At 68.2% G+C, this 21,406-nt stretch carries 18 protein-coding genes and 1 pseudogene; 10 read left to right on the forward strand and 9 right to left on the reverse strand.

The features are described from left to right. Positions 1-103: 103 nt before the first annotated feature. Positions 104-1,168: an ABC transporter substrate-binding protein gene (locus ABSY19_RS26930; RefSeq protein ID WP_382157427.1), complete on the forward strand. Its 1,065-nt coding sequence runs from the start codon at positions 104-106 to the stop codon at positions 1,166-1,168. 23 nt (positions 1,169-1,191) lie between these two features. Here the strand turns inward: ABSY19_RS26930 and ABSY19_RS26935 are convergent, their stop codons facing one another. Further along, positions 1,192-2,859 carry a transglycosylase SLT domain-containing protein gene (locus ABSY19_RS26935; RefSeq protein WP_382157429.1) on the reverse strand — a complete coding sequence of 556 codons (1,668 nt, stop codon included), beginning with the start codon at positions 2,857-2,859 and terminating at the stop codon, positions 1,192-1,194. Next, the gene (gloB, locus tag ABSY19_RS26940) at positions 2,856-3,629 is read right to left on the reverse strand and encodes a hydroxyacylglutathione hydrolase (RefSeq protein ID WP_382157431.1); all 774 of its coding nucleotides are present in this window, start codon (positions 3,627-3,629) and stop codon (positions 2,856-2,858) included. The genes ABSY19_RS26935 and gloB overlap by 4 nt, the downstream gene beginning before the upstream one ends. A gap of 102 nt (positions 3,630-3,731) precedes the next feature. Here gloB and ABSY19_RS26945 point away from each other — a divergent pair, with 102 nt between their 5' ends. From ABSY19_RS26945 to ABSY19_RS26960, 4 genes are all read left to right on the forward strand, one after another. Next, positions 3,732-4,511 (forward strand): class I SAM-dependent methyltransferase, encoded by a 780-nt coding sequence (locus ABSY19_RS26945; RefSeq protein WP_382157433.1) that lies wholly within the window; start codon positions 3,732-3,734, stop codon positions 4,509-4,511. Positions 4,512-4,552: 41 nt separating this feature from the next. Continuing rightward, positions 4,553-4,987: a ribonuclease HI gene (rnhA, locus tag ABSY19_RS26950; protein ID WP_382157435.1), complete on the forward strand. Its 435-nt coding sequence runs from the start codon at positions 4,553-4,555 to the stop codon at positions 4,985-4,987. Positions 4,988-5,102: 115 nt separating this feature from the next. Then, entirely contained in the window at positions 5,103-6,260 is a 1,158-nt protein-coding gene (locus ABSY19_RS26955) for an efflux RND transporter periplasmic adaptor subunit (protein ID WP_382157437.1), read from the forward strand. Positions 6,261-6,276: 16 nt separating this feature from the next. After that, positions 6,277-9,363: an efflux RND transporter permease subunit gene (locus tag ABSY19_RS26960; RefSeq protein WP_382157439.1), complete on the forward strand. Its 3,087-nt coding sequence runs from the start codon at positions 6,277-6,279 to the stop codon at positions 9,361-9,363. A gap of 6 nt (positions 9,364-9,369) precedes the next feature. Here ABSY19_RS26960 and glp read toward each other — a convergent pair whose 3' ends face one another. From glp to ABSY19_RS26980, 4 genes are all read right to left on the reverse strand, one after another. Then, entirely contained in the window at positions 9,370-10,647 is a 1,278-nt protein-coding gene (glp, locus tag ABSY19_RS26965) for a gephyrin-like molybdotransferase Glp (RefSeq protein ID WP_382157441.1), read from the reverse strand. 26 nt (positions 10,648-10,673) lie between these two features. Further along, on the reverse strand, positions 10,674-11,297 hold the full coding sequence (gene mobA / locus ABSY19_RS26970) for a molybdenum cofactor guanylyltransferase MobA (RefSeq protein WP_291118881.1): 624 nt from the start codon (positions 11,295-11,297) through the stop codon (positions 10,674-10,676). Between the two features lie 8 nt (positions 11,298-11,305). Then, the gene (gene moaA / locus ABSY19_RS26975) at positions 11,306-12,421 is read right to left on the reverse strand and encodes a GTP 3',8-cyclase MoaA (protein WP_382157443.1); all 1,116 of its coding nucleotides are present in this window, start codon (positions 12,419-12,421) and stop codon (positions 11,306-11,308) included. A gap of 94 nt (positions 12,422-12,515) precedes the next feature. Then, positions 12,516-13,346 (reverse strand): metal-dependent hydrolase, encoded by an 831-nt coding sequence (locus ABSY19_RS26980; RefSeq protein ID WP_382157445.1) that lies wholly within the window; start codon positions 13,344-13,346, stop codon positions 12,516-12,518. A gap of 192 nt (positions 13,347-13,538) precedes the next feature. Here ABSY19_RS26980 and ABSY19_RS26985 point away from each other — a divergent pair. After that, positions 13,539-13,607: pseudogene (locus ABSY19_RS26985) on the forward strand (hypothetical protein); the annotation flags it as partial. A gap of 356 nt (positions 13,608-13,963) precedes the next feature. Next, positions 13,964-14,089 (forward strand): hypothetical protein, encoded by a 126-nt coding sequence (locus ABSY19_RS26990; protein ID WP_382157447.1) that lies wholly within the window; start codon positions 13,964-13,966, stop codon positions 14,087-14,089. A 16-nt stretch (positions 14,090-14,105) separates the two neighbouring features. Here the strand turns inward: ABSY19_RS26990 and ABSY19_RS26995 are convergent, their stop codons facing one another. Beyond that, a complete protein-coding gene (locus ABSY19_RS26995) occupies positions 14,106-16,169 on the reverse strand; it encodes a sodium-translocating pyrophosphatase (protein ID WP_382157449.1) in 2,064 nt (687 codons plus the stop codon). Between the two features lie 302 nt (positions 16,170-16,471). Here ABSY19_RS26995 and ppa point away from each other — a divergent pair, with 302 nt between their 5' ends. Next, the gene (gene ppa, locus ABSY19_RS27000) at positions 16,472-17,011 is read left to right on the forward strand and encodes an inorganic diphosphatase (RefSeq protein WP_382157451.1); all 540 of its coding nucleotides are present in this window, start codon (positions 16,472-16,474) and stop codon (positions 17,009-17,011) included. Positions 17,012-17,022: 11 nt separating this feature from the next. Here the strand turns inward: ppa and ABSY19_RS27005 are convergent, their stop codons facing one another. Beyond that, positions 17,023-18,192 (reverse strand): GNAT family N-acetyltransferase, encoded by a 1,170-nt coding sequence (locus ABSY19_RS27005; RefSeq protein ID WP_382157453.1) that lies wholly within the window; start codon positions 18,190-18,192, stop codon positions 17,023-17,025. 56 nt (positions 18,193-18,248) lie between these two features. Here ABSY19_RS27005 and ABSY19_RS27010 point away from each other — a divergent pair, with 56 nt between their 5' ends. Continuing rightward, positions 18,249-19,928, forward strand: a complete 1,680-nt coding sequence (locus tag ABSY19_RS27010) for an NAD+ synthase (RefSeq protein ID WP_382157455.1) — start codon at positions 18,249-18,251, stop codon at positions 19,926-19,928. Here the strand turns inward: ABSY19_RS27010 and ABSY19_RS27015 are convergent. Beyond that, positions 19,925-20,947, reverse strand: coding sequence for an asparaginase (locus ABSY19_RS27015; RefSeq protein WP_382157457.1), 1,023 nt, complete (start codon positions 20,945-20,947; stop codon positions 19,925-19,927). The genes ABSY19_RS27010 and ABSY19_RS27015 overlap by 4 nt on opposite strands. A 104-nt stretch (positions 20,948-21,051) precedes the next feature. Between ABSY19_RS27015 and ABSY19_RS27020 the strand changes: the two genes are divergently transcribed. After that, positions 21,052-21,390: a P-II family nitrogen regulator gene (locus ABSY19_RS27020; protein ID WP_066265986.1), complete on the forward strand. Its 339-nt coding sequence runs from the start codon at positions 21,052-21,054 to the stop codon at positions 21,388-21,390. The last annotated feature ends 16 nt before the right edge of the window (positions 21,391-21,406 follow it).

Here is a 21,406-nt window from a genome sequence, read left to right on the forward strand (position 1 = left end):
GCTCGGTACAAACCCGCTCGGGATTGGTCCTGATGCGGGTTTGCGGCCCGCCCTCTAGTCTCAAGGCTCATCCAAAGAATGTGCCGAGAGAGGAAACCGGGTCATGTGGAGTCGCCGAAACTGGGGACGTGTCTGTGCGTTGAGCGTGGCGTCGGTCGCCGTACCGTCCTTGCGCGCGCAGCCGGCGCCGGCCTCTGCGGCGCCACCCACACCTCGACCCGGTGCGCCCAAACTGGCGATTGCGGTCGATAGCCGCTCCTCGTTCTGCTACCTTCCACTGACCATCGCGGAACGCCTCGGGTACTTTGCCCAGGAAGGCATCGATGTGGAGGTGCGCGAGTTTCCCGATGTGGCGCAGTCGCTGCACGCCTTGCAGAGCGGTGCGGCCCATGTGCTGTCCGGCCCGTACCCGAACACGATCGCACTGCAGGCGCGTGGCCAGAACCTCCAGTCCTTCGTGTTGCAGGGGCGAGCGCCGCAGGTGGTGGTGGGGGTGTCGCTGGAGACCATGGGCCACAACGGCGGGGTGGCCGACCTGCGCGGCCGCCGCGTGGGGGTGATGGCCACCAGTGCGGCCTCGCACCGCGTGGCGAGCCTGGTGTTGGGCAAGGTCGGGCTGCGCGCCGCCGATGTGCGCTACGTGCCGTTGGCGAATGCCGCGGCGGCGGTTCAGGCGTTTCGCCGCGGTGAGCTCGATGCGATCAGCTACACCGACCCGACCGTGACGCAACTGGAGCAGATGGGTGCGCTCAAGGTGGTGGCCGACACGCGCAGCACGCGCGGCACGGCCGAGGTTTTTGGCGGTCCCTTGCCCTCCGGCTGTCTGTGCGCGCCGGGGAGCTTTCTGACGCAGTACCCCAAGGCCAGCCAGGCGATGGCCGATGCGATGGTGCACGCGCTCAAATGGCTGCAGACGGCGGGCCCATCCGACATCATCAAGGTGGTGCCCGAGCGCTACTTTCAGGGTGACCGCGCGCTGTACCTGGCGGCCTTCGCCCGCGTGCGCGAGGCCTGGACGGTCGACGGCATGATGCCCGAGACCGGGCCGGCCACGGCGGCGCGCATGTTGGCGCAGTTCGAGGAGCCCGGCTCGCTGCAGCGTGTGGATCTGGCGCTTACCTTCACCAACGACTTCGCACGCAAGGCCAAGGCCCGGTTCCGGGCCTGATCCTGGCGCGAGCGCCCGATCGCTCAGTTCTTCTTGTCGGACTTGCCGCTGGACGCCACGCGCGTCTTGCTCGCGCTGGTGGCGGTCTTGGACTTGGTCTTCACCGGCTTGCTCGCGGTGGGCGAGGCCTTGCGCGCCGGCGTGGCCGTGGCCGACTTCTTGGCAGGGGCCTTGCTCGGCGGGGAGGCCTTGGCCACCGCGACCCGCTGCGGCAGCATGAGCGTGACGCGCTGGCCCGGTTTGAGCGCCGCGTTCACGGCCAGCTTGTTCCAGCCCGCCACGCTCACCGGGCTCACGCCATAGCGCTGAGCCAGGCGCGTCAGGTTCTCGCCCTTGCGCGCCTTGACGGTGGTGCGCTTGAGGATGACCTCCGGCTGGAAGCTGATCTGGCCGTTGTCGGCCACGTGCACCGGCACGTCGCCGTTGCGCTTGTCGGTGCGCGGCACGAGCAGGCTGGAGCCGGCGCGCACCTGCATGCGCGGCGGAATGTTGTTGACCGCGCGCAGCTCGGCTTCGCTCATGCCCGCCCGGTCGGCGGCCTGGGCCACGGACATGGTGGTGGGCACGACCCAGGCCGTCCAGCTGGCCAGGGGGCCGGTGTGGGATTGCAGGTTGCGCTGGAAGATCAACGCGTTGTCCCAGGGCAGCAGCACATGCGGCGTGCCGGCGGCCATCACGATGGGCTGGCGCAGCGAGGGGTTGAGCGCGCGGAAGTCTTTTTCCGCGACCTCGGCCAGGCGGGCGATGAGAGCGACATCCATGTCCCGCTCCAGCGCGACGGTGTCGAAGAAGGGGTGGTTGCCGATCAGGGGCAGGGTGGTGTTGTAGGCCTCGGGCCGCGCCAGGATGTTCTCCACCGCCTGCAGCTTGGGCACGTACAGGCGCGTTTCCGCCGGCATGTTGAGGTCGGTGTACCCGGTGGGCTTGCCCAGGCGCTGGTTGTTGGTGATGGCGCGGTTGACGTTGCCCTGGCCCCAGTTGTACGCCGCCAGCGCGAGGTGCCAGTCCCCGAAGCGGCCGTACAGCTGCTGCAGGTAGTCGAGCGCGGCCCGCGTGGAGGCGAGCACGTCGCGCCGATCGTCGCGGAAAGCGTTCTGCTTGAGGTCGAACGACTGGCCGGTGGCGGGCATGAACTGCCACATGCCTGCGGCGCGCGCGCTGGAGACGGCCTGCGGGTTGAAGGCGCTTTCGATGAAGGGCAGCAGGGCCAGCTCCATGGGCATGTTGCGGCGCTCGATCTCCTCCACGATGTGGAACAGGTAGCGGCTGGAGCGCTCCGTCATGCGCTGCATGTAGTCGGGCCGGGTGGCGTACCACTGCTCGCGGTCGCGCACCAGGTCGCCTTCGAGGTCGGGCATGGCGAAGCCACGGCGGATGCGGTCCCAGAGGTCGGCCGGGGCGTCCAGCGTCGTCACGCTGGAGAGCGCGGTTTCGGCCGTGCCGATGGTGCTCAGGGGCACATCGCTGGGCAGGCGGTACGAGGGCAGGCGCGGCGCGTTGGCGGCGACGGGTGGCGTGGCGTTGGGCGCGCCGGTGGCGCCGCTGCCGGCTTCGGGCAGCGCCGTGGTGGCGCAGCCGGACACCAGCAGCACCAGGGCCGTGCCGGCCAGCGTCAGCCAGCGGCGGGCGGGGCCGGTGGACAGGGGAGCACAGGCGGGAGCGGGAAGGGCGGTCGGGAAGGCAGGGGTCATCTGAAAACGTTTTTCCATTCGCGAAGCGTGGCGAAAACCGACACGGCATCGGTGGCAGTGCCCGGCTCGTGGGCCTGGGCGGAGCGCACGACGGCGGTTTCGCCGGTGCGCAAGAAAGGATTGATCTGTTTTTCCAGCCCGATGGAGCTGGGCAGCGTGGGAAAGTTCTGCGCGCGTTGCGCCTGGCAGTGGGCGGTGTAGGCCGCCAGCTCGGCATTGCCGGGCTCCACCGCCTGCGCGAACTTGAGATTGGACAGCGTGTACTCGTGGGTGCAGCACACGCGGGTGGAGGCGGGCAGGGCGGCCAGCCGGGTGAGCGAGTCCAGCATCTGGGCCGGCGTGCCCTCGAACAGGCGTCCACAACCGCCCGAGAACAGCGTGTCGCCACAGAACAGCAGCGGTGCGCCGTCCAGGGCGGGTGTGTAGTAGGCGATGTGGCCGGCAGTGTGCCCCGGCACCTCGATCACCTCGAAGCGCAGGCCGAGCACCTCCACCGACTCGCCTTCGCCGACGCGCTGCAGCGGCTCGGGCATGGGCTCGAAGGCCGGGCCGATCACACGCGCGCCAGTGGCCTCGCGCAGTTCGGCCACGCCACCGGTGTGGTCGGCGTGGTGGTGGGTGATCAGGATGGTGTCCAGCCGCAGGCCTTCCTGTGCCAGCCACCGGGCCACGCCCGCGGCTTCGCCAGGGTCCACGACCAGCGCCTGGGCGCCGTCGTGCAGGGCCCAGATGTAGTTGTCGCTGAAGGCCGGGATCGGAATGAGGTGCATGGGACGGATGTCGGGTAGGGCGTGTAGAGTGCGGGGCTGGCCTTCCCGGTGGTTTGCAGTGTCGCAGACTTCCTGCCGGAACCGGCTTCGGCCCCACCGCACATGACCGCAAAAATTATAGGGTTGACCGATTGGTTTTCGACCGCGCCCGGCCAGTACCTGCTGGCGTGGGAGCAGGCCCAGTTCGACCTGGCGGTGGCCGACCTCTTTGGCTACAACGCCTTGCAGCTCGGTTTGCCCGAGCTGGAGGGCCTGCAGGCCAACCGCATGCCGCACCGCTGGCTGGCGCTGCCCGAGGTGCTGCCGGCCAGGGCCGAGGGCCGCGCCCCGCGCGTGGCCCTGATCACCGACGCGGCCGCCCTGCCGTTCCCCGAGGCCAGCCTGGACCTGGTGGTGCTGCCCCACACGCTGGAGTTCAGCGCCGACCCGCACCACGTGCTGCGCGAGGTCGAGCGCGTGCTGGTGCCCGAAGGCCGGGTGGTGATCTCGGGCTTCAATCCCACGAGCCTGTGGGGCCTGCGCCAGGGGCGCGGCCGGTTCTGCGCCCGGGTGGGCCTCAACGCCTTCGGCGCCTCCAGCCTGTACCTGCCTGAAGCAGGGGATTTCATCGGTCCCTGGCGCCTGCGCGACTGGCTGAGGCTGCTCAGTTTTGAAGTAGAGTCGGACCGCTTTGGCTGCTACCGCCCGGCGATGCGCACCGACACCTGGTTGCAGCGCTACGCCTGGCTGGACCGCGCCGGTGCCCGCTGGTGGCCCATCTTCGGCGCGGTGTATTTCGCGGTGGCGGTCAAGCGCGTGCGCGGCATGCGCCTGCTGGGCCCGGCCTGGAAGCCCAGGCGCGCCACCTCGGCCGCCCCGGTGTCGGTGACCCACCGGCACTGAACGCCGCCGCGCCCCTCCCTTTTTGTATTCAGGAGTTTTTTTTGAACCATGTGGTGATCTACACCGACGGTGCCTGCAAGGGCAACCCCGGGCCTGGCGGCTGGGGCGTGTACCTCAAGTCAGAGGGTTTCGAGAAGGAGTTGTGGGGAGGCGAGCGCGAAACCACCAACAACCGCATGGAACTCACCGCGGTGATCGAAGGCCTGGCCGCGCTCAAGCGCCCCTGCCGGGTCTCGCTGTACCTCGACAGCCAGTACGTGCGCCAGGGCATCACCGAGTGGATCCACGGCTGGAAACGCAAGGGCTGGGTCACGGCGGCCAAGCAGCCGGTGAAGAACGCCGACCTCTGGCGCAAGCTCGATGGCCTGGTGCATGCCGGACCCCACCAGATCGAATGGCACTGGGTCAAAGGCCACGCCGGCGACCCGGGCAACGAACGGGCCGACGCCCTGGCCAACCGAGGCGTGCCGGCCTGAGTCCTACAGGGGAAATCCCGTCACCGGCGGCCCCCACCCACTGCTACATTTCGTTTCATCGATCTGTGCCATGCCCCACGGGGGTAAGGCGTCCTTTTCCCCGGCAGTGGAATCCATGGCGAACAAAGCGCTTTACGTGGTGGTGGCCGTCGTTGGCATCGGTCTGGCCTCCTGTGCGGCCTGGTGGCTGCAGAACCGGGATGCCATAGCCCCGCCTGTGGCCGGCACCGGACCGGGCGCTTCCGGTGCAACGGCCGGTGGCGCACCCGGCGTGGAGGTGACGCGGGTGAAGGCCATCCGGCTGCAGGACGACGCCCAGGCCGTGGGCACCCTGCGCTCCCGCCAGAGCGTGACGCTCAAGCCCGAGACCAGCGGCCGGGTGGCCCGGATCGTCTTCGCGGACGGCGCCCGGGTCAAGGCGGGCCAGTTGCTGGTGCAACTCGACGACACCTTGCAGCGCGCCGAGTTGAGCCAGGCGCAGGCCCAGTTGTCCATCGCGCGCGCCAACCTCAAGCGCAACCAGGAGCTGGTGGCGCAGAACTTCGTGGCCCAGCGCGTGGTGGAGGAAAGCCAGGCCAACCTGCAGGTGGCCGAAGCCCAGGTGGCGCTGGCCGACGCGCGGCTGCAGCGCATGCGCATCACCGCCCCGTTCGCGGGCACCGTGGGCCTGCGCAGCATCAACCTGGGGGCCTACGTGAAGGACGGCGACAACCTCGTGAACCTCGAGGACACGTCCATGCTCACGGTGGACTTCCGCTTGCCGGAGCGCTACCAGACCCAGCTCGCCCCGGGCCAGGTGGTGCAGGTGCAGCTCGATGCCTTGCCGAACCGCTCGTTCGAAGCCAAGGTGCTGGCCGTGGACCCGCTGCTCGACGCCAATGGCCGCTCCATCTCCGTGCGGGCCGTCATGCCGCCCGCAGCCGACAACGTGTTGCGTCCCGGCATGTTCGCGCGCGTGCTGATCGTCTTCTCGGTCAACGAGCGCGCGTTGGTGGTGCCCGAGGAAGCCCTGGTGCCCCAGGCCGGCAAGCAGTACGCCTACGTGCTCGACGAACAGGGCGAGGGCGACGCGAAGAAGCGCCACTCGCGCCGGGTGGAAGTGGCCCTGGGCGCGCGCCGGGGTTCGGATGTCGAGGTGGTCAGCGGCCTGCGGCAGGGCGACACCGTGGTGATCGCCGGCCAGCAGCGGCTGCAGCGCGATGGCACCGCGGTGCGGGTCGTGAACATGGCTGCGCCTGCCGCCGCTGAAACGGCCCCGGCGCCGGCGCGCTGAACCCTCAGGAACTCGCATGCAACTGCCTGAGATCTCGATCCGGCGCCCGGTGTTCGCCTCGGTGCTGTCCCTGCTCATCCTGCTGGTGGGCATCGTGTCGTTCAACGGCCTGACGGTGCGCGAGTACCCCAAGATCGATGAGCCCACCGTCACGGTCTCCACGCGCTTCGGCGGGGCGTCCAGCGAGGTGATCGAGTCGCAGGTCACCAAGCCGCTGGAAGACTCGCTCGCGGGCATCGAGGGGCTGGACGTGATCACCTCGATCAGCCGCCAGGAACAGAGCCAGATCACGGTGCGCTTCAAGCTCGAGCGCGACCCCGACTCGGCCGCCGCCGATGTGCGCGACAAGGTCAGCCGCGTGCGCCAGCGCCTGCCGCAGGACGTGGACGAGCCGGTGATCGCCAAGGTGGAGGCCGACGCCTCGCCCGTGATCTGGCTGGCCCTTACCTCCGACACCCACAGCGCGCTGCAGCTCAGCGATTTCGCCAACCGCCTGGCCAAGCCCGTGCTGCAAACGGCGCCCGGCGCGGCCGAGGTGCGCGTGTACGGCGAGCGCCGCTATTCCATGCGCATCTGGATGGACCCGGACCGCCTGGCCGCTTACGCGCTGACCGTGCAGGACGTGGAAGACGCCCTGCGCCGCTCCAACCTGGAAGTGCCGGCTGGCCGCATCGAGAGCACGCTGCGTGAGTTCAACGTGACCGCCGCCACCGACCTGCAGACGCCCGAGCAGTTTTCGGCGGTGGCGATCCGCAACGTCAACGGCCAGACCATCCGCATCGCCGACGTCGCGCGCGTGGTGCAGGCGCCGCAGGACGAACGCACCTCGGTGCGGCTCAATGGCCGCGACGCGGTCTCGCTCGGCGTGATCCGGCAGGCGACCGCCAACCCGCTGGAGCTCTCGGCCGCCGTGCGGCAGATGCTGGAGAAGGTCAAGCAGGACCTGCCCGCCGGCGTGAACGTGGACATCGCCAACGACAACTCGGTCTTCATCGACCGCTCGATCAAGGCGGTCTACACCACCATCGCCGAAGCCGTGGTGCTGGTGGCGCTGGTCATCTTCGTGTTCCTGCGCACGCTGCGCGCCTCGATCATTCCGCTCATGACCATCCCGGTCAGCCTGATCGGCGCGTTCGCGCTGATGGCGATGTTCGGTTTCTCCATCAACACGCTCACGCTGCTGGCCCTGGTGCTGGCCATCGGCCTGGTGGTGGACGACGCCATCGTGATGCTGGAGAACATCTACCGGCACATCGAGGAGGGCATGAAGCCCTTCGATGCGGCGATCCAGGGCGCGCGGGAAATCGGCTTTGCCATCGTGGCGATGACGCTCACGCTGGCGGCGGTGTACGCGCCGCTGGCCTTCACGCCCGGCCGCACCGGCCGTCTGTTCGCCGAGTTCGCGCTGGCGCTGGCCGGGGCGGTGGTGGTTTCCGGCTTCGTGGCGCTCACGCTTTCGCCCATGCTGTGCTCCAAGCTGCTGCGGCACAACCCCAACCCGGGCCGGTTCGACCGGGGCATGGAGCGCGTGCTCAATGCGGTCACGCGCGGCTTCAGCCGGGTGCTGGGCGCCTCGCTGCGGGTTCGCTGGCTGGTGGTGGCGGTCATGGCCGGCAGCGCGCTGGTCAGCGCGTGGATGCTGCAGACCATGCGCCAGGAGCTCGCGCCGATCGAGGACCGCGGCGTGATCCTGGCCAACATCAACGGCCCGGATGGCGCCACGCTGGCCTACACCCGCAAGTACGCGGAGGCGATCGAGAACATCGCCCAGGACTACCCCGAATTCGACCGCATCTTCGTCAACGTGGGCAACCCCTCGGTGGCGCAGGGCGTGGTGTTCATGCGCGCGCTGCCCTGGGAAGAGCGCGAGCGCTCCACGCAGCGCATCGCGCGCGAGATCACGCCGCGCCTGGCGTCGCTGCCGGGCATCAGCGCCTTTCCCATCACGCCGCCCTCGCTCGGGCAGGGCTTTCGCGAGCGCCCGATCAACTACGTGATCGTCACCTCCGACAGCTACGAGAACCTGGCGCAAACCGTGCGCCGCTTCCAGGACGAGCTGAGCAAGAACCCGGGCCTGGTGCAGATCGACACCGACCTGCGCCTGAACAAGCCCGAGATCCGCATGGACGTGGACCGCGAGCGCGCGGCCGACATGGGCGTGAACGTGGACGCCATCGCGCGCACCGTCGAGACCATGCTGGGCGGCCGCATCGTCACGCGCTACAAGCGCGACGGTGAGCAGTACGACGTGGTGGTGCAGACCGTCTCGGGCAACCGCAGCACGCCCGAAGACATCGATCGCCTGTTCGTGCGCGGCCGCAACGACGCCATGATTCCCCTGGCCTCGCTGGTCAAGATCAGCGAGGTGGTGGTGCCGCGCGAGCTCAACCACTTCGGCCAGCGCCGCAGCGCGTCCCTCACGGCCAACCTGGCGCCCGACTACTCGTTGGGCGAGGCGCTGCAGTTCATGGACAAGACCGCGCGCGAGGTGCTGCCCGCCGGCTACACCACCGACCTGAACGGCCAGAGTCGCGAGTTCCGCAACGCCTCGGGCTCGCTGGCCATCGTCTTCGCGCTCTCGCTGCTGTTCATCTACCTCGTGCTCGCGGCGCAGTTCGAGAGTTTCGTCGACCCCTTCATCATCATGCTCAGCGTGCCGCTGTCCATGATGGGCGCGCTGCTCGCGCTCAAGCTGACGGGCGGCACGATCAACGTGTTCAGCCAGATCGGGCTCATCACGCTGGTGGGCCTGATCACCAAGCACGGCATCCTGATCGTGGAGTTTGCCAACCAGCTGCGCGACCAGGGGCTGGAAAAATTCGAGGCCGTCAAACAGTCGGCTGCGCTGCGCCTGCGCCCCATCCTGATGACCACCGGCGCCATGGTGCTGGGCGCCATTCCGCTGGCATTGGCGTCCGGTGCGGGGGCCGAGAGCCGGCAGCAGATCGGCTGGGTGATCGTGGGCGGCATGAGCGTGGGCACGCTGCTGACCATCTTCGTCGTGCCCACCATGTACACGCTGCTCTCGCGCGACAAGTCCCATTCGAGGGCGAAGGCCGCGCAGCACGACGGCCACCACGAGGCCGCCATCCCGGCCAAGTGAGCAGGGTCAGATCGCGCCGTCGAACATCATCACGTCCACGGGGTCGCCCACGGCCACGTTGCCCTGGCCGTGGTGCAGCACGATCAGGCCGTTGGCCTCGACCATCGAGCTGAGCACGCCCGAACCCTGATTGCCCGTCGTGCGCACGCTGAGCGCACCGTCGGGTGCGCGGGTGACGATGCCGCGCTGGTACTCGGTGCGGCCCGGTTTCTTGCGCAGGGCCTCGCCGCTGCGCGCCTGCAGCAGCACCGGTTCGCTGGGTGAAGCACCCATGAGACGCTGCAGGGCCGGGCGCACGAAGGCCAGAAAGGTGACCATCACCGCCACCGGGTTGCCCGGCAGGCCGAACAGCACGGCGCTCTTGCCCGCCTCGTCGATGCGGCCCACCGCCATGGGGCGGCCCGGGCGCATCGCGATGCGCCAGAAGGCCACGTCGCCGAGCTGCTTCATCATGGCCTTGGTGTGGTCGGCCTCGCCCATGCTCACACCACCGCTGGTGATGATGGCGTCGGCCTTGAGCGCGGCGGTGCGGAAGGCCGCTTCCAGCTCGGCGGGCTCGTCGCGCACCACGCCCATATCGACCACCTCCACGCCCAGGCGCGTGAGCAGGCCGAAGACGGTGTAGCGGTTGCTGTCGTACACCGCGCCTTCGCGCGGCGTTTCGCCCAGGCTCAGGATCTCGTCGCCGGTGGAGAAGTACGCCACCTTTACGCGGCGGAACACCTTCACGGTGGGCAGGCCCAGGCTGGCCAGCAGGCCCAGCGCCGCCGGGCCGAGTGTCTGGCCTTGGCGCAAGGCCGCTTCGCCGGCCATGAGGTCTTCGCCCAGCAGGCGGCGGTTGTCGCCCGCGCTCACCACGTTGGGCGGCACCACGACGCGATCACCTTCCGCTTTCACGAATTCGAGCGGCACCACGGTGTCCAGCCCAGGCGGCATGATGGCGCCCGTCATGATCTTCAGGCACTCGCCCGCACCCACGGTGCCGGCCCAGGCCTTGCCCGCGAAGGCCGTGCCCGCCACGCGCAGGCCCAGCGGTTCGTCCGGGCGCAGCTGCCCGCTGTCGAAGGCGAAGCCGTCCATGGCGGAGTTGTCGTGCGGCGGCACGCTGATGGGCGAGACCACGTCCTGCGCCAGCACGCGGCCCAGCGCGTCGAACACGCCCAGGTCTTCGGTGGCGGTGACCGGCTCGACCAGGCGGGCAAGGAAGTCGTTGACGCGTTCGGCGCTGATGGCCTGCGGGTCGTAGCCCTGCAATTCGGCCGCGATCTGCTCGATGGATTTCATGGACAAACGAACGGAGGGCCGAGCGCTCAGCCCTTTTCGAGGGCGTGCAGTTCGGCCAGGGTGTTGGTGTTGAAGAAGGCCTTGGGGTCGTCGCCCGGCCGGTCGAAGGGCACGATCACCGTGCGGTGCTGGTCGGTCCAGCGGTCGATCTTGCGCCCGCCGGCCTGGGTGAAGACCAGCAGGCTTTCCATGAGCTCCACCCGAATGAGGCAGAACACCGGCTGGGGCCGCAGCTGGCCGTCTTCCTCCAGGGCGCCGGCCATGGCGATTTCGGTGGTCTCGTCCTCGAACGCCTGAGCCAGCCGCTGGGCGAGGTCGAGCGGGAAGAGGGGCGTGTCGCAGGGCACCGTGAGCAGGTAGGGCGTTTCGCAGCGCTCCAGGCCGGTCATGAAGCCGGCCAGGGGACCCGCGTAGCCGTCCAGGGTGTCGGGCCACACCGGCACGCCGAAGGCCTCGTAGGCCGCCAGATTGCGGTTGGCGTTGACCATCTGACCGCCGACCAGCCCGCCTTCCTGCATCTGCAGGCGCAGCAAGGCGTGCAGCGCCAGCGGCGTGCCGTTGAAGTTCTGCAGGCCCTTGTCGACGCCGCCCATGCGTGAGCCGCGGCCGCCGGCGAGCACGAGGCCCGTGATTTGATGGGAATGGATCATCTGTTTGCTCAACCGCCGATGTAGCTCATTTCGACCCGCCGGGCGCCGGTGCTGGCTTCGGGCGGAAGGCTGGCACGCAGTTCGGAGTACCGGTCGCTGCGGCCTTGCCAGATCGCCGCGATCGCGCTGGCGAGCTGCTCGTCGGTGGCATCGCCGCGGATCAGGTGGCGCAGGTCGTGGCCCTGGCTGGCGAAGAGGCAGAGGTAGAGCTGGCCTTCGGTGGACAGGCGGGCGCGGTTGCAGTCGCTGCAGAAGGCCTGCGTCACGCTGCTGATCACACCGATCTCGCCCGAGCCGTCGGCATAGGCCCAGCGCTCGGCGGTTTCGCCGGGGGCCGATGCGCCGAGTTGCACCAGCGGCAGTTCGCGGTGGATGCGTTGCACCACCTCCGCGCTGGGAAGCACCTCGTCCATGCGCCAGCCGTTGGTGGCGCCCACGTCCATGTACTCGATGAAGCGCAGCACGATGCCCGTGCCCTTGAAGTGGCGCGCCATGGGCAGGATCTCGTGGTCGTTGGTGCCGCGCTTGACCACCATGTTGACCTTGATCGGGCCCAGGCCCGCGGCCTGCGCGGCGGCAATGCCGTCGAGCACATCGGCCACGGGGAAGTCCACGTCGTTCATGGCGCGGAAGATGGTGTCGTCCAGGCCGTCCAGGCTGACCGTCACGCGTTGCAGGCCGGCGGCCTTGAGGGCGTGTGCCTTGCGCGCGAGCAGCGAGCCATTGGTGGTCAGCGTGATGTCCAGCGGTTCGCCTTCCACCGTGCGCAGCGCGGCCAGCTGTCCGATGAGGATTTCGAGGTTCTTGCGCAGCAGCGGTTCGCCGCCGGTGAGCCGGATCTTCTGCACGCCGTGCGCGACGAACTGGCGGGCCACGCGCGTGATTTCCTCGAAGGTCAGCAGCGAGCTGTGCGGCAGGTAGGGGTAGTCCTTGTCGAAGATGTCCTTCGGCATGCAGTAGCTGCAGCGGAAGTTGCAGCGGTCGGTCACGCTGATGCGCAGGTCGCGCAGAGGGCGGCCCAGCGCGTCGACCAGCCAGCCCGTGGGGGCCGAGGCCACCGGGGGCACGCGCGCGGGCACCGAGGCCAGGCGCTGGTCGATCAGGGGAATGACACGTTCGGACATGGGCCGATTATGGGCGAGCGACCACCGGAGCGCACCGCCATGCCTGGGGGTACCGGTGTTGCCACGAGGGCATTTCCGGCCGAGGCGGCCCGGGTCAGGCCGGCTCGGCGCGTCCCACCCGGGTGTATTGCGCGGTGTTGTCGCGCAGCCAGTGGGCGGAGAGCTCGCTGGATTGCTGGTCCGGGTGGAAGTCGCGGCGGAAGTAGGCGCGCCAGGGCTTGAAGGACTGGCGCAGCAGGCCGTCGCGGCCGAGCATGTGGCGGGCCGCGCTGCGCCAGGTGCTCCAGCGCCAAAGGGTGCCGTCGCGCTTCAGGTTGTTCACCGTCTGGCGCAAGGTGTCGGTGAGAAAGACCAGCGTGATGCGGCGCATCCAGGTCGTGCGCCAGGTGTGGCTGCCGCCCAGCGCCTGGTACAGGTCGAAGGCGGTGCATTTGTGCTCGGCCTCTTCGGCGCTGTGCCACAGCCACAGGGTCTTCAACCGGGGTTCGCTGCCGTCCAGCAACTGGGGGTGCGACAACAGCCACTCGGCGAACAGGGCGGTGAAATGTTCGTTGGCCGCCGTGATGGCCAGGCCGTGGCGCGGGTCGGTGCCCTCCAGCAACTGGAGGCGCTCGCGCGCCCGGGGCTCCCAGTCGTTCACCAGGCCGTGCTTCTCGATCTGTGCGTTGAACAGCGCGTGGATGCGCCGGTGGGTGGCTTCCTGGCCCACGAAGCCCTGGACCTCGGCCTGCAGCCCGGTCTGGCGCTCGGGCGGCAGGGTCTTGAAGCCGTTGCGCACCGAGTCGATGAAAAACTGTTCGCCGATGGGAAAGCTCATCGACAGCGCGTTGAACCAGGCGGTGAGAAAGGCGTCGCCGCCGCACCAGTGGCGGGCCACGGGTTGCTCCAGATCGATCAGCAGGCGGCGGACAACGAGTTCGGTCATGGCGTGGGTGAGGGGGTAAATAGATTGGTACCGAGTCGTACCAGATTCCCATGGTGAGTGTTTCGGTGCGGGCTGTCAAGCGGTGAGCGATCGGGGGTGCAGGCCCTAAGATGCCCGTCCATGAAACCGAAAAGCCCCCTCAGCGACGACGCCTCTGTGCCGAACGAGCACCGTGGGCGCCTGTTGCAGGCCATGGCCACGGTGGCGGCGGCCCAGGGGCTGGCGGCCACGTCGATCGCGGCCGTGGTGGCCGAGGCGGGCGTGTCCAAGCGGACGTTCTACGAGCATTTCACCGACAAGGACGCCTGCTTTCTCGAGCTGTACCGCGCGGCCAGTGCGTCCGCGCTGCGCACCTTGCGCGAGGCCGTGCGGCCCGAACAGCCTTGGCAGGACCAGGTCGAGCACGCCCTGGGCGCGTATTTCGCGCACCTGGCCAGCGGCCCGCAGCTCATCCGCATGCTCTTCGTCGAGATCCATCACCTCGGGCCGGCGGGGGCGCTGGTGCGCCGCGAGGTGATGCAGCACCTGGCCGACTTCATGCTCGAGACCATCAACGCCGAGCGTGAGGTGCTCACGCCCACCATGGCGGTGGCGGCCGTGGGGGCATCCAGGAGCTGGTGCTGCAAGCGATCGAGCGGGGCGAAGCGGCCCAGCTCGATCGCCTCACCCCCAGTGCCAGCGCGGTGGTCCGCCTGCTGGCGGGGGCGGCCCAGAAAAAAGGCCCGCCGAAGCGGGCCCTTTGAACCGTCGAGAACGGGATCAGGCCGCCAGCGGCAGCAGCGGCACGATCAGCAGTGCCACGATGTTGATGATCTTGATCAGCGGGTTGACGGCCGGGCCGGCGGTGTCCTTGTAGGGGTCGCCCACGGTGTCACCGGTCACGGCGGCCTTGTGCGCCTCGCTGCCCTTGCCGCCGTGGTGGCCGTCTTCGATGTACTTCTTGGCATTGTCCCAGGCGCCGCCGCCGGTGCACATGGAAATGGCCACGAACAGGCCGGTGACGATGGTGCCCATCAGCAGACCGCCGAGCGCTTTCGGGCCCAGGAACACGCCCACCAGGATGGGGACCACCACCGGCAGCAGCGAGGGGATCACCATCTCCTTGATGGCCGCCGTGGTCAGCATGTCGACTGCCTTGCCGTACTCGGGCTTGGCCGTGCCTTCCATGATGCCGGGGATCTCCTTGAACTGGCGGCGCACCTCCACCACCACCGAGCCGGCGGCGCGGCCCACGGCCTCCATCGCCATGGCACCGAAGAGGTAGGGGATCATGCCGCCGATGAACAGGCCGATGATCACCATCGGGTCGCTCAGATCGAACTTGATCTGGTGGCCGTAGGTTTCCAGCTTGTGGGTGTAGTCGGCGAACAGCACCAGCGCGGCCAGGCCGGCGGAGCCGATGGCGTAGCCCTTGGTCACGGCCTTGGTGGTGTTGCCCACGGCGTCCAGCGGGTCGGTGATGTCGCGCACGCTGCTGGGCAGCTCGGCCATTTCGGCGATGCCACCGGCGTTGTCGGTGATGGGGCCGTAGGCGTCCAGCGCGACCACGATGCCGGCCATGCTCAGCATGGCGGTGGCGGCGATGGCGATGCCGTACAGGCCCGCCAGCGTGTAGGAGGCCACGATGCCGACGCAGACGAACAGCACCGGCCAGGCGGTGGAGCGCATGGACACGCCCAGGCCGGCAATGATGTTGGTGCCGTGGCCGGTGGTCGAGGCCTGGGCGATGTGCTTGACCGGCGAGTACTGCGTGCCGGTGTAGAACTCGGTGATCCAGACCAGCGCGGCGGTCAGCACCAAGCCCACGGCGCAGGCACCGAACAGGCGCAACTGGCTGCCGGTGGCGGTGATGGCGTTGTCCGGCATGATCCAGCCGGTCACGAACCAGAAGGCGATCAGCGAGAGCACGCCGGCGATCGCCAGGCCCTTGTACAGCGCGGGCATCACGTTCTTCATGCCCGGGCTGGCCTTCACGAAGAAGCAGCCGACGATGGAGGCCAGGATGGACACCCCGCCGAGCACCAGCGGATAGAGCACGGCCTGCATGGGCGCGGCCGCGACCATGAGGGCGCCGAGCACCATGGTGGCGATCAGCGTGACCGCGTAGGTCTCGAACAGGTCGGCCGCCATGCCGGCGCAGTCGCCCACGTTGTCACCCACGTTGTCGGCGATCACCGCCGGGTTGCGCGGGTCGTCTTCCGGAATGCCAGCCTCGACCTTGCCCACCAGATCGGCGCCCACGTCGGCACCTTTGGTGAAGATGCCGCCGCCCAGGCGCGCGAAGATGGAGATCAGCGAGGAGCCGAAGGCAAAGCCGATCAGCGGGTTCAGCAGCTTGGCCAGATCGGCCGCCGGCGTGAGGTTGCCGTTGCCGACCAGGAACCAGAAGAAGCCGGACACGCCCAGCAGGCCCAGGCCCACGACCAGCATGCCGGTGATGGCGCCGCCGCGGAAGGCCACGTCCAGCGCCGGGCCGATGCCCTTGGTGGCCGCTTGCGCGGTGCGCACATTGGCGCGCACCGAGATGTTCATGCCGATGAAGCCGCAAGCACCCGATAGCACGGCGCCGAGCACGAAGCCGATGGCGGTGGGGCCGTCGAGGAAGACGCCGATGAGGATGGCCAGCACCACCCCGACGATGCCGATCGTCTTGTACTGCCGGGCGAGATAAGCCGCGGCGCCGGTCTGAATGGCTCCGGCGATTTCCTGCATGCGGGCGTTGCCCGCGTCCTGAGAAAGAATCCAGCTGCGGGACCAGAAGCCGTAGATGACGGCCACCAGCCCGCAGACCAACGCAAAGATCAGCGCAGATTGTCCAACCATGAGAATTACTCCTGCTTGTTTCGACTTGGAGGGGGCAACGCCTCCGGGGCTGCCCCCGCTGCGTTGCTTCCTCGCTGCCGGTTTGCGCTGCGTTGCACAGCGTTGAAACAGGGCGATTGGCCAACCCCTTGAATTTAGCGGGGAAATGCCACTTGGCCACTCCTTGTGGCCAGGTTTGTCAGCCTGGAGTCGGTAAAATCAGGGTAAATCCTAGGCGCGCCGGGCCGAATCCAGGCGCGCCTTTGTTCGCCGGCAGGCCTGCCGGACCGAAAAGCCCCTTTTCAAACCACGACCTTATCAACATGTCCCTTGACAACGTCACCCCAGGCAAAAACGTTCCCGAATCGTTCAACGTGATCATCGAGATCCCAATGAACGCCGACCCGATCAAGTACGAGGTGGACAAGGAAACCGGCGCCATCTTCGTGGACCGCTTCATGAGCACGGCCATGCACTACCCGACCAACTACGGGTATGTGCCGCAGACGATTTCTGGCGACGGCGACCCGGTCGACGTGCTCGTGATCACGCCCGTGCCCCTCATTCCCGGCGTGGTCGTGCCCTGCCGCGCGATCGGCATCCTGAAGATGCAGGACGAGGCCGGCGAAGACGGCAAGGTGCTGGCCGTGCCGACGGACAAGATCCTGTCGATCTACACCCAGTGGCAGAAGCCCGAAGACCTGAACCCGATGCGCCTGAACACCATCCAGCACTTCTTCGAGCACTACAAGGACCTCGAGCCCGGCAAGTGGGTGAAGGTGATCGGCTGGGAAGGCAAGGACGCCGCCCACCAGGAAATCCTGGACGGCATCGCGAACTACAACAAGGCCAAACAGGCCTGATCAACCCAGGCTCAAGGCGCTGCCTTGAGCGGATTTCGCAGGGCCAGGTGATCGAGGTACTCCCCGATCCCCTGGCCTTCGCGTTCCAGGAAGCGTTCCACCGCGTCCGCGAACGCGGGATGTGCCAGCCAGTGGGCGCTGGTCGTCTTCACCGGCAGCAGGGCGCGCGCCATCTTGTGTTCGCCCTGGGCGCCCCCTTCGAAACGGACAAAGCCGTGTGACATGCACCAGGCCAATGGCTGGTAGTAGCAGGCCTCGAAGTGCAGGCAGTCCACGCGCTCCAGCGCACCCCAGTAGCGCCCGTAGGCCACGCGGGTGTGGTCGTCGATGCCGATCAGGCTGCAGGCCATGGGCCGGCCTTCGCGTTCGGCGATGAACAGCAGCCAGTGTTGCGGCATGGTGGTCGCCATGCGGCGGAAAAAATCCCGGCTCAGGTAGGGCGCGTTGCCGTGCTCGAGGTAGGTGCGCTCGTAGCAGCGGTAGAAGAAGTCCCAGTCGGCCTCTGATATGTCGGCGCCGCGCGACCAGCGGAAGCGCACGCCCGCATCGGCCACCTTGCGCCGTTCCTGCCGGATTTTCTTGCGTTTTTCCTGCTGCAGGCTGGCCAGGAAGTGCTCGAAGTCGTCGAAGGGCTGGCCTTGCGCATCCTGGTTGGTCCAGTGGAACTGGACGGTGTGCCTGAGCATCAGGCCGGCGGCGTGGCACGCGTCGATGTCGCGGGGTTGCGCGAAGAGCAGGTGCAACGACGACAGCTGTTCCTCCCGGGTGTGCTCGATCAAGGCCTTCACCAGCGCCGCGCGCGAAGCCGGATCGCGGGCCAGCAGGCGCGCACCCGGCACCGGCGTGAACGGCACGGCCACCAGCGCCTTGGGGTAGTAGTCCAGGCCATGCTGGGCGTACGCGTTGGCCCACGCCCAGTCGAACACGTACTCGCCGTAGGAATGGCTCTTCAGGTACATCGGGCAGGCCGCGTGCAGCACGTCGCCGCGCCACAGTGTCACGAACTGGGCTTGCCAGCCGGTGGCCTCTCGCGCGCTGCCGCTTTCGTGCAGCGCCGACAGGTACTCATGGCGCATGAAGGGGCTGGGGTCGGGCTCGTTGTCCAGCAACGCGTTCCAGGCGCCGGCATCGACCGCCTGCGGCGAGGCGAAGACCCGGGTGACATAATCGATTTCAGACAAACACGGCTCCCGCCCACCGCGTTTTCGCGGTCTCTCCAGCAAGGTTTCCAGACCCCATGACTCTCTCCATTTGCGTGGCCCAGCTCAACTTCGTGGTGGGCGACATGGTGGGCAACGCCCGGAAAATCGTCGACGCCGCCACCCAGGCCCATGCCCGTGGCGCGCGCCTGCTGCTCACGCCCGAGTTGGCCCTCTGCGGTTACGCGGCCGAGGACCTTTTCCTGCGGCCGGCGTTCATCGATGCGTGTGATGATGCCCTCAAAGTCATCGCGGCCGGGACGGCCCACCTCAAAGGCCTGCACATCGTGGTGGGACATCCGGCGCGGGCGCCTGGGGCCACGATCGAACGGCGTGAACGCAGCGTGGCCGTGGCTTACCTGCACAACGCGGCGAGCGTGTTGCGCGAGGGCCTGGTGACCCACACCTACGCCAAGCGCGAGCTGCCCAACTACCAGGTGTTCGATGAGCGCCGCTACTTCGTGCCGGGCCACGCGCCCTGCGTGATCGAGGTGGAAGGCGTGCGCGTGGGCCTGCTGATCTGTGAAGACGCCTGGTTCGACGCCCCCGCCGCCGACGCCCGGGCCGCCGGCGCCGACCTGCTGGCCGTCATCAATGCTTCGCCGTTCCATGCCGGCAAGGGCGGCGAGCGCGAAGCCACCATGCGCGAGCGGGTGCGCTCCACCGGCCTGCCGCTGGTCTACGCGCACCTGGTGGGCGGGCAGGACGAGATCGTCTTCGAGGGGCGCAGCTTCGTGCTCGGTGCCGACGGCACCCTGGCTGGTCGCGCGGTGAGCTTCGAGGAGACGCTGTTCGATGTGGCCTTCACGCGGGATGGGGCTGGCTGGCAGATCACCGCCGAGACCGACCGCGCCCACAGCCCGGAGGCCGACCTATGGCATGCGCTGGTGCTGGGCGTGCGCGACTACCTGGGCAAGAACGGATTCCCAGGCGCCATCCTGGGCCTGTCGGGCGGCATCGACTCGGCGCTGGTGCTGGCCATCGCGGTCGACGCGCTGGGCAAGGACCGTGTGCGCACGGTGATGATGCCGTCGCCGTACACGGCCGACATCTCCTGGATCGATGCGCGCGACATGGCTGCGCGCATGGGCGTGCGCTACGACGAGATCGCCATTGCGCCCCAGTTCGAAGCCTTCAAGGCCAGCCTGGCCAGCGAGTTCGCCGGCCTGCCCGAAGACACGACGGAAGAGAACCTGCAGGCGCGCATCCGCGGCACCCTGCTCATGGCCTTGTCCAACAAGTTCGGCAGCATCGTGCTGACCACCGGCAACAAGAGCGAGATGGCCACGGGCTATTGCACGCTGTATGGCGACATGGCCGGCGGTTTTGCCGTCATCAAGGACGTGGCCAAGACCATGGTCTTCAAGCTGGCCCGCTGGCGCAACGCGCACGATCCCTATGGCACGGGTGCGAACCCGATTCCGGAACGCATCATTACGCGCCCACCCAGCGCCGAGCTGCGCCCCGATCAGAAGGACCAGGACAGCCTGCCGGAATACCCGGTCCTGGACGCGATCATCGAGCGCTACATGGAGAACGACCAGAGCCCCGAGAGCATCGTGGCCGCCGGCTTCGAGCGGGCCGATGTGGACAAGGTGGTGCGCCTGATCCGCATCAACGAATACAAGCGCCGCCAGGCACCCGTGGGCATCCGCGTGACCCACCGCAGTTTCGGCAAGGACTGGCGCTACCCGATCACCAGCAAGTACCGCGCTTAAACGCTGCGCAGCGCCAGCACCGCGCGCATCTCACCCACCTCGATGCCCGCCGCGTTCTTCAATGGCGGGGGAATCAGGCTGGCGAGGGCGGCCCGGCTGGATTCGTCGAGCCAGCCGAGTTGTTCCAGGGCCGACACGAAGGCCACCATCAACGGGGCCAACTGACCATCGCCGACTTTGGCGGCGATGCCGATGCCGCGGCTGAAACTCGCCAAGGCCTGAACGCCGTCGGCGCCGACCTTGCTCACCCAGTCGCCGCGGCCTGCCTGCATCAGGGCCAGGTCGTTGCGGCCTTGTCCGCTCACGCGTTCGGGGTGGCGGCTCATGGCGCGGGCGATGCGCCGTGGTGCCTGGCCATAGATCGGGTCGGGCTCGGCCAGCGTCAGGCGGGCGAACGCGTGCGCCAGCGAGCGCAAGGGCAGGGCGTAGTTGGGTGCGCTGCAGCCATCGGTGCCGCGCACCAGGTGGTCGACGGGCACGCCGGAAAAATGGCTCACGCTGGCCGCAATCTGCTGTTGCACCGGGTGGTCGATGTCAAGGTAGTTGCCGGACGAGGCGCGGAGCGCGTGGGCGAGCAACAGCATGCCGGTGTGCTTGCCCGAGCAGTTGTGGTGCAACCGGGTGAAGCGCGCGCCCGGTGCCGGCGTGGCGCCCGTGGCCCCGAAAAAGAAGGGCACGTGGGTGCCGCAGGCCAGCGCCGATTCGTCTGCGCCCAGCTTGCCCAGCAGCGCGGCGACACCGTCGACGTGCAGGGGTTCGCCGCTGTGGCTGGCGCAGAGCAGCGCAATGTCGGCGTCGCTCAGCCGATAGCGCTCCGCGGCCTGGGCGATCAAGGGCATGGCCTGGAATGGCTTGAGCGAGGAGCGCGTGAACATCGGGGACGCCACATCGCCCACGGCTGCCAGCAGCCTGCCCTGCGCATCCACCACCGCCATGGAGCCATGGTGGACGTTCTCGGGATGGCCTCCCCGGTAGGCCACAGTGAGAGGAACGTGTCGGGGCAGGGCGTGTGCGGACATGGTGGCGCGCGAAGGGTTGAGCCCGCAGTGTACGAACGTTGCGCGATGCGTTGGGCATAATGAAATGCAGACAAGCTTTTCCCGCAACGCCCCGGAGCCTCCGAATGAAACAAATCACCGCTGTCATCAAACCGTTCAAGCTCGAGGAAGTGCGCGAGGCCTTGGCCGAGCAGGGCGTGACCGGCCTGACCGTGACCGAGGTGAAAGGTTTTGGCCGGCAGAAGGGCCACACCGAGCTCTACCGCGGTGCTGAGTACGTGGTGGACTTCCTGCCCAAGGTCAAGGTGGAAGTCGTGGTCAAGACCGACGACGTTGATCGCTGTGTGGACGCGATCATCCGCGCCGCCCGCACCGGCAAGATCGGTGACGGCAAGATCTTCGTGACCTCGGTCGAGCGCGTGGTGCGCATCCGCACCGGCGAAGAGGACGAAACCGCGGTCTGAGACCCGGTTCCGCGAG

Source organism: Hydrogenophaga sp. ANAO-22 (assembly GCF_042466645.1).
GTDB lineage: Bacteria > Pseudomonadota > Gammaproteobacteria > Burkholderiales > Burkholderiaceae_C > Hydrogenophaga.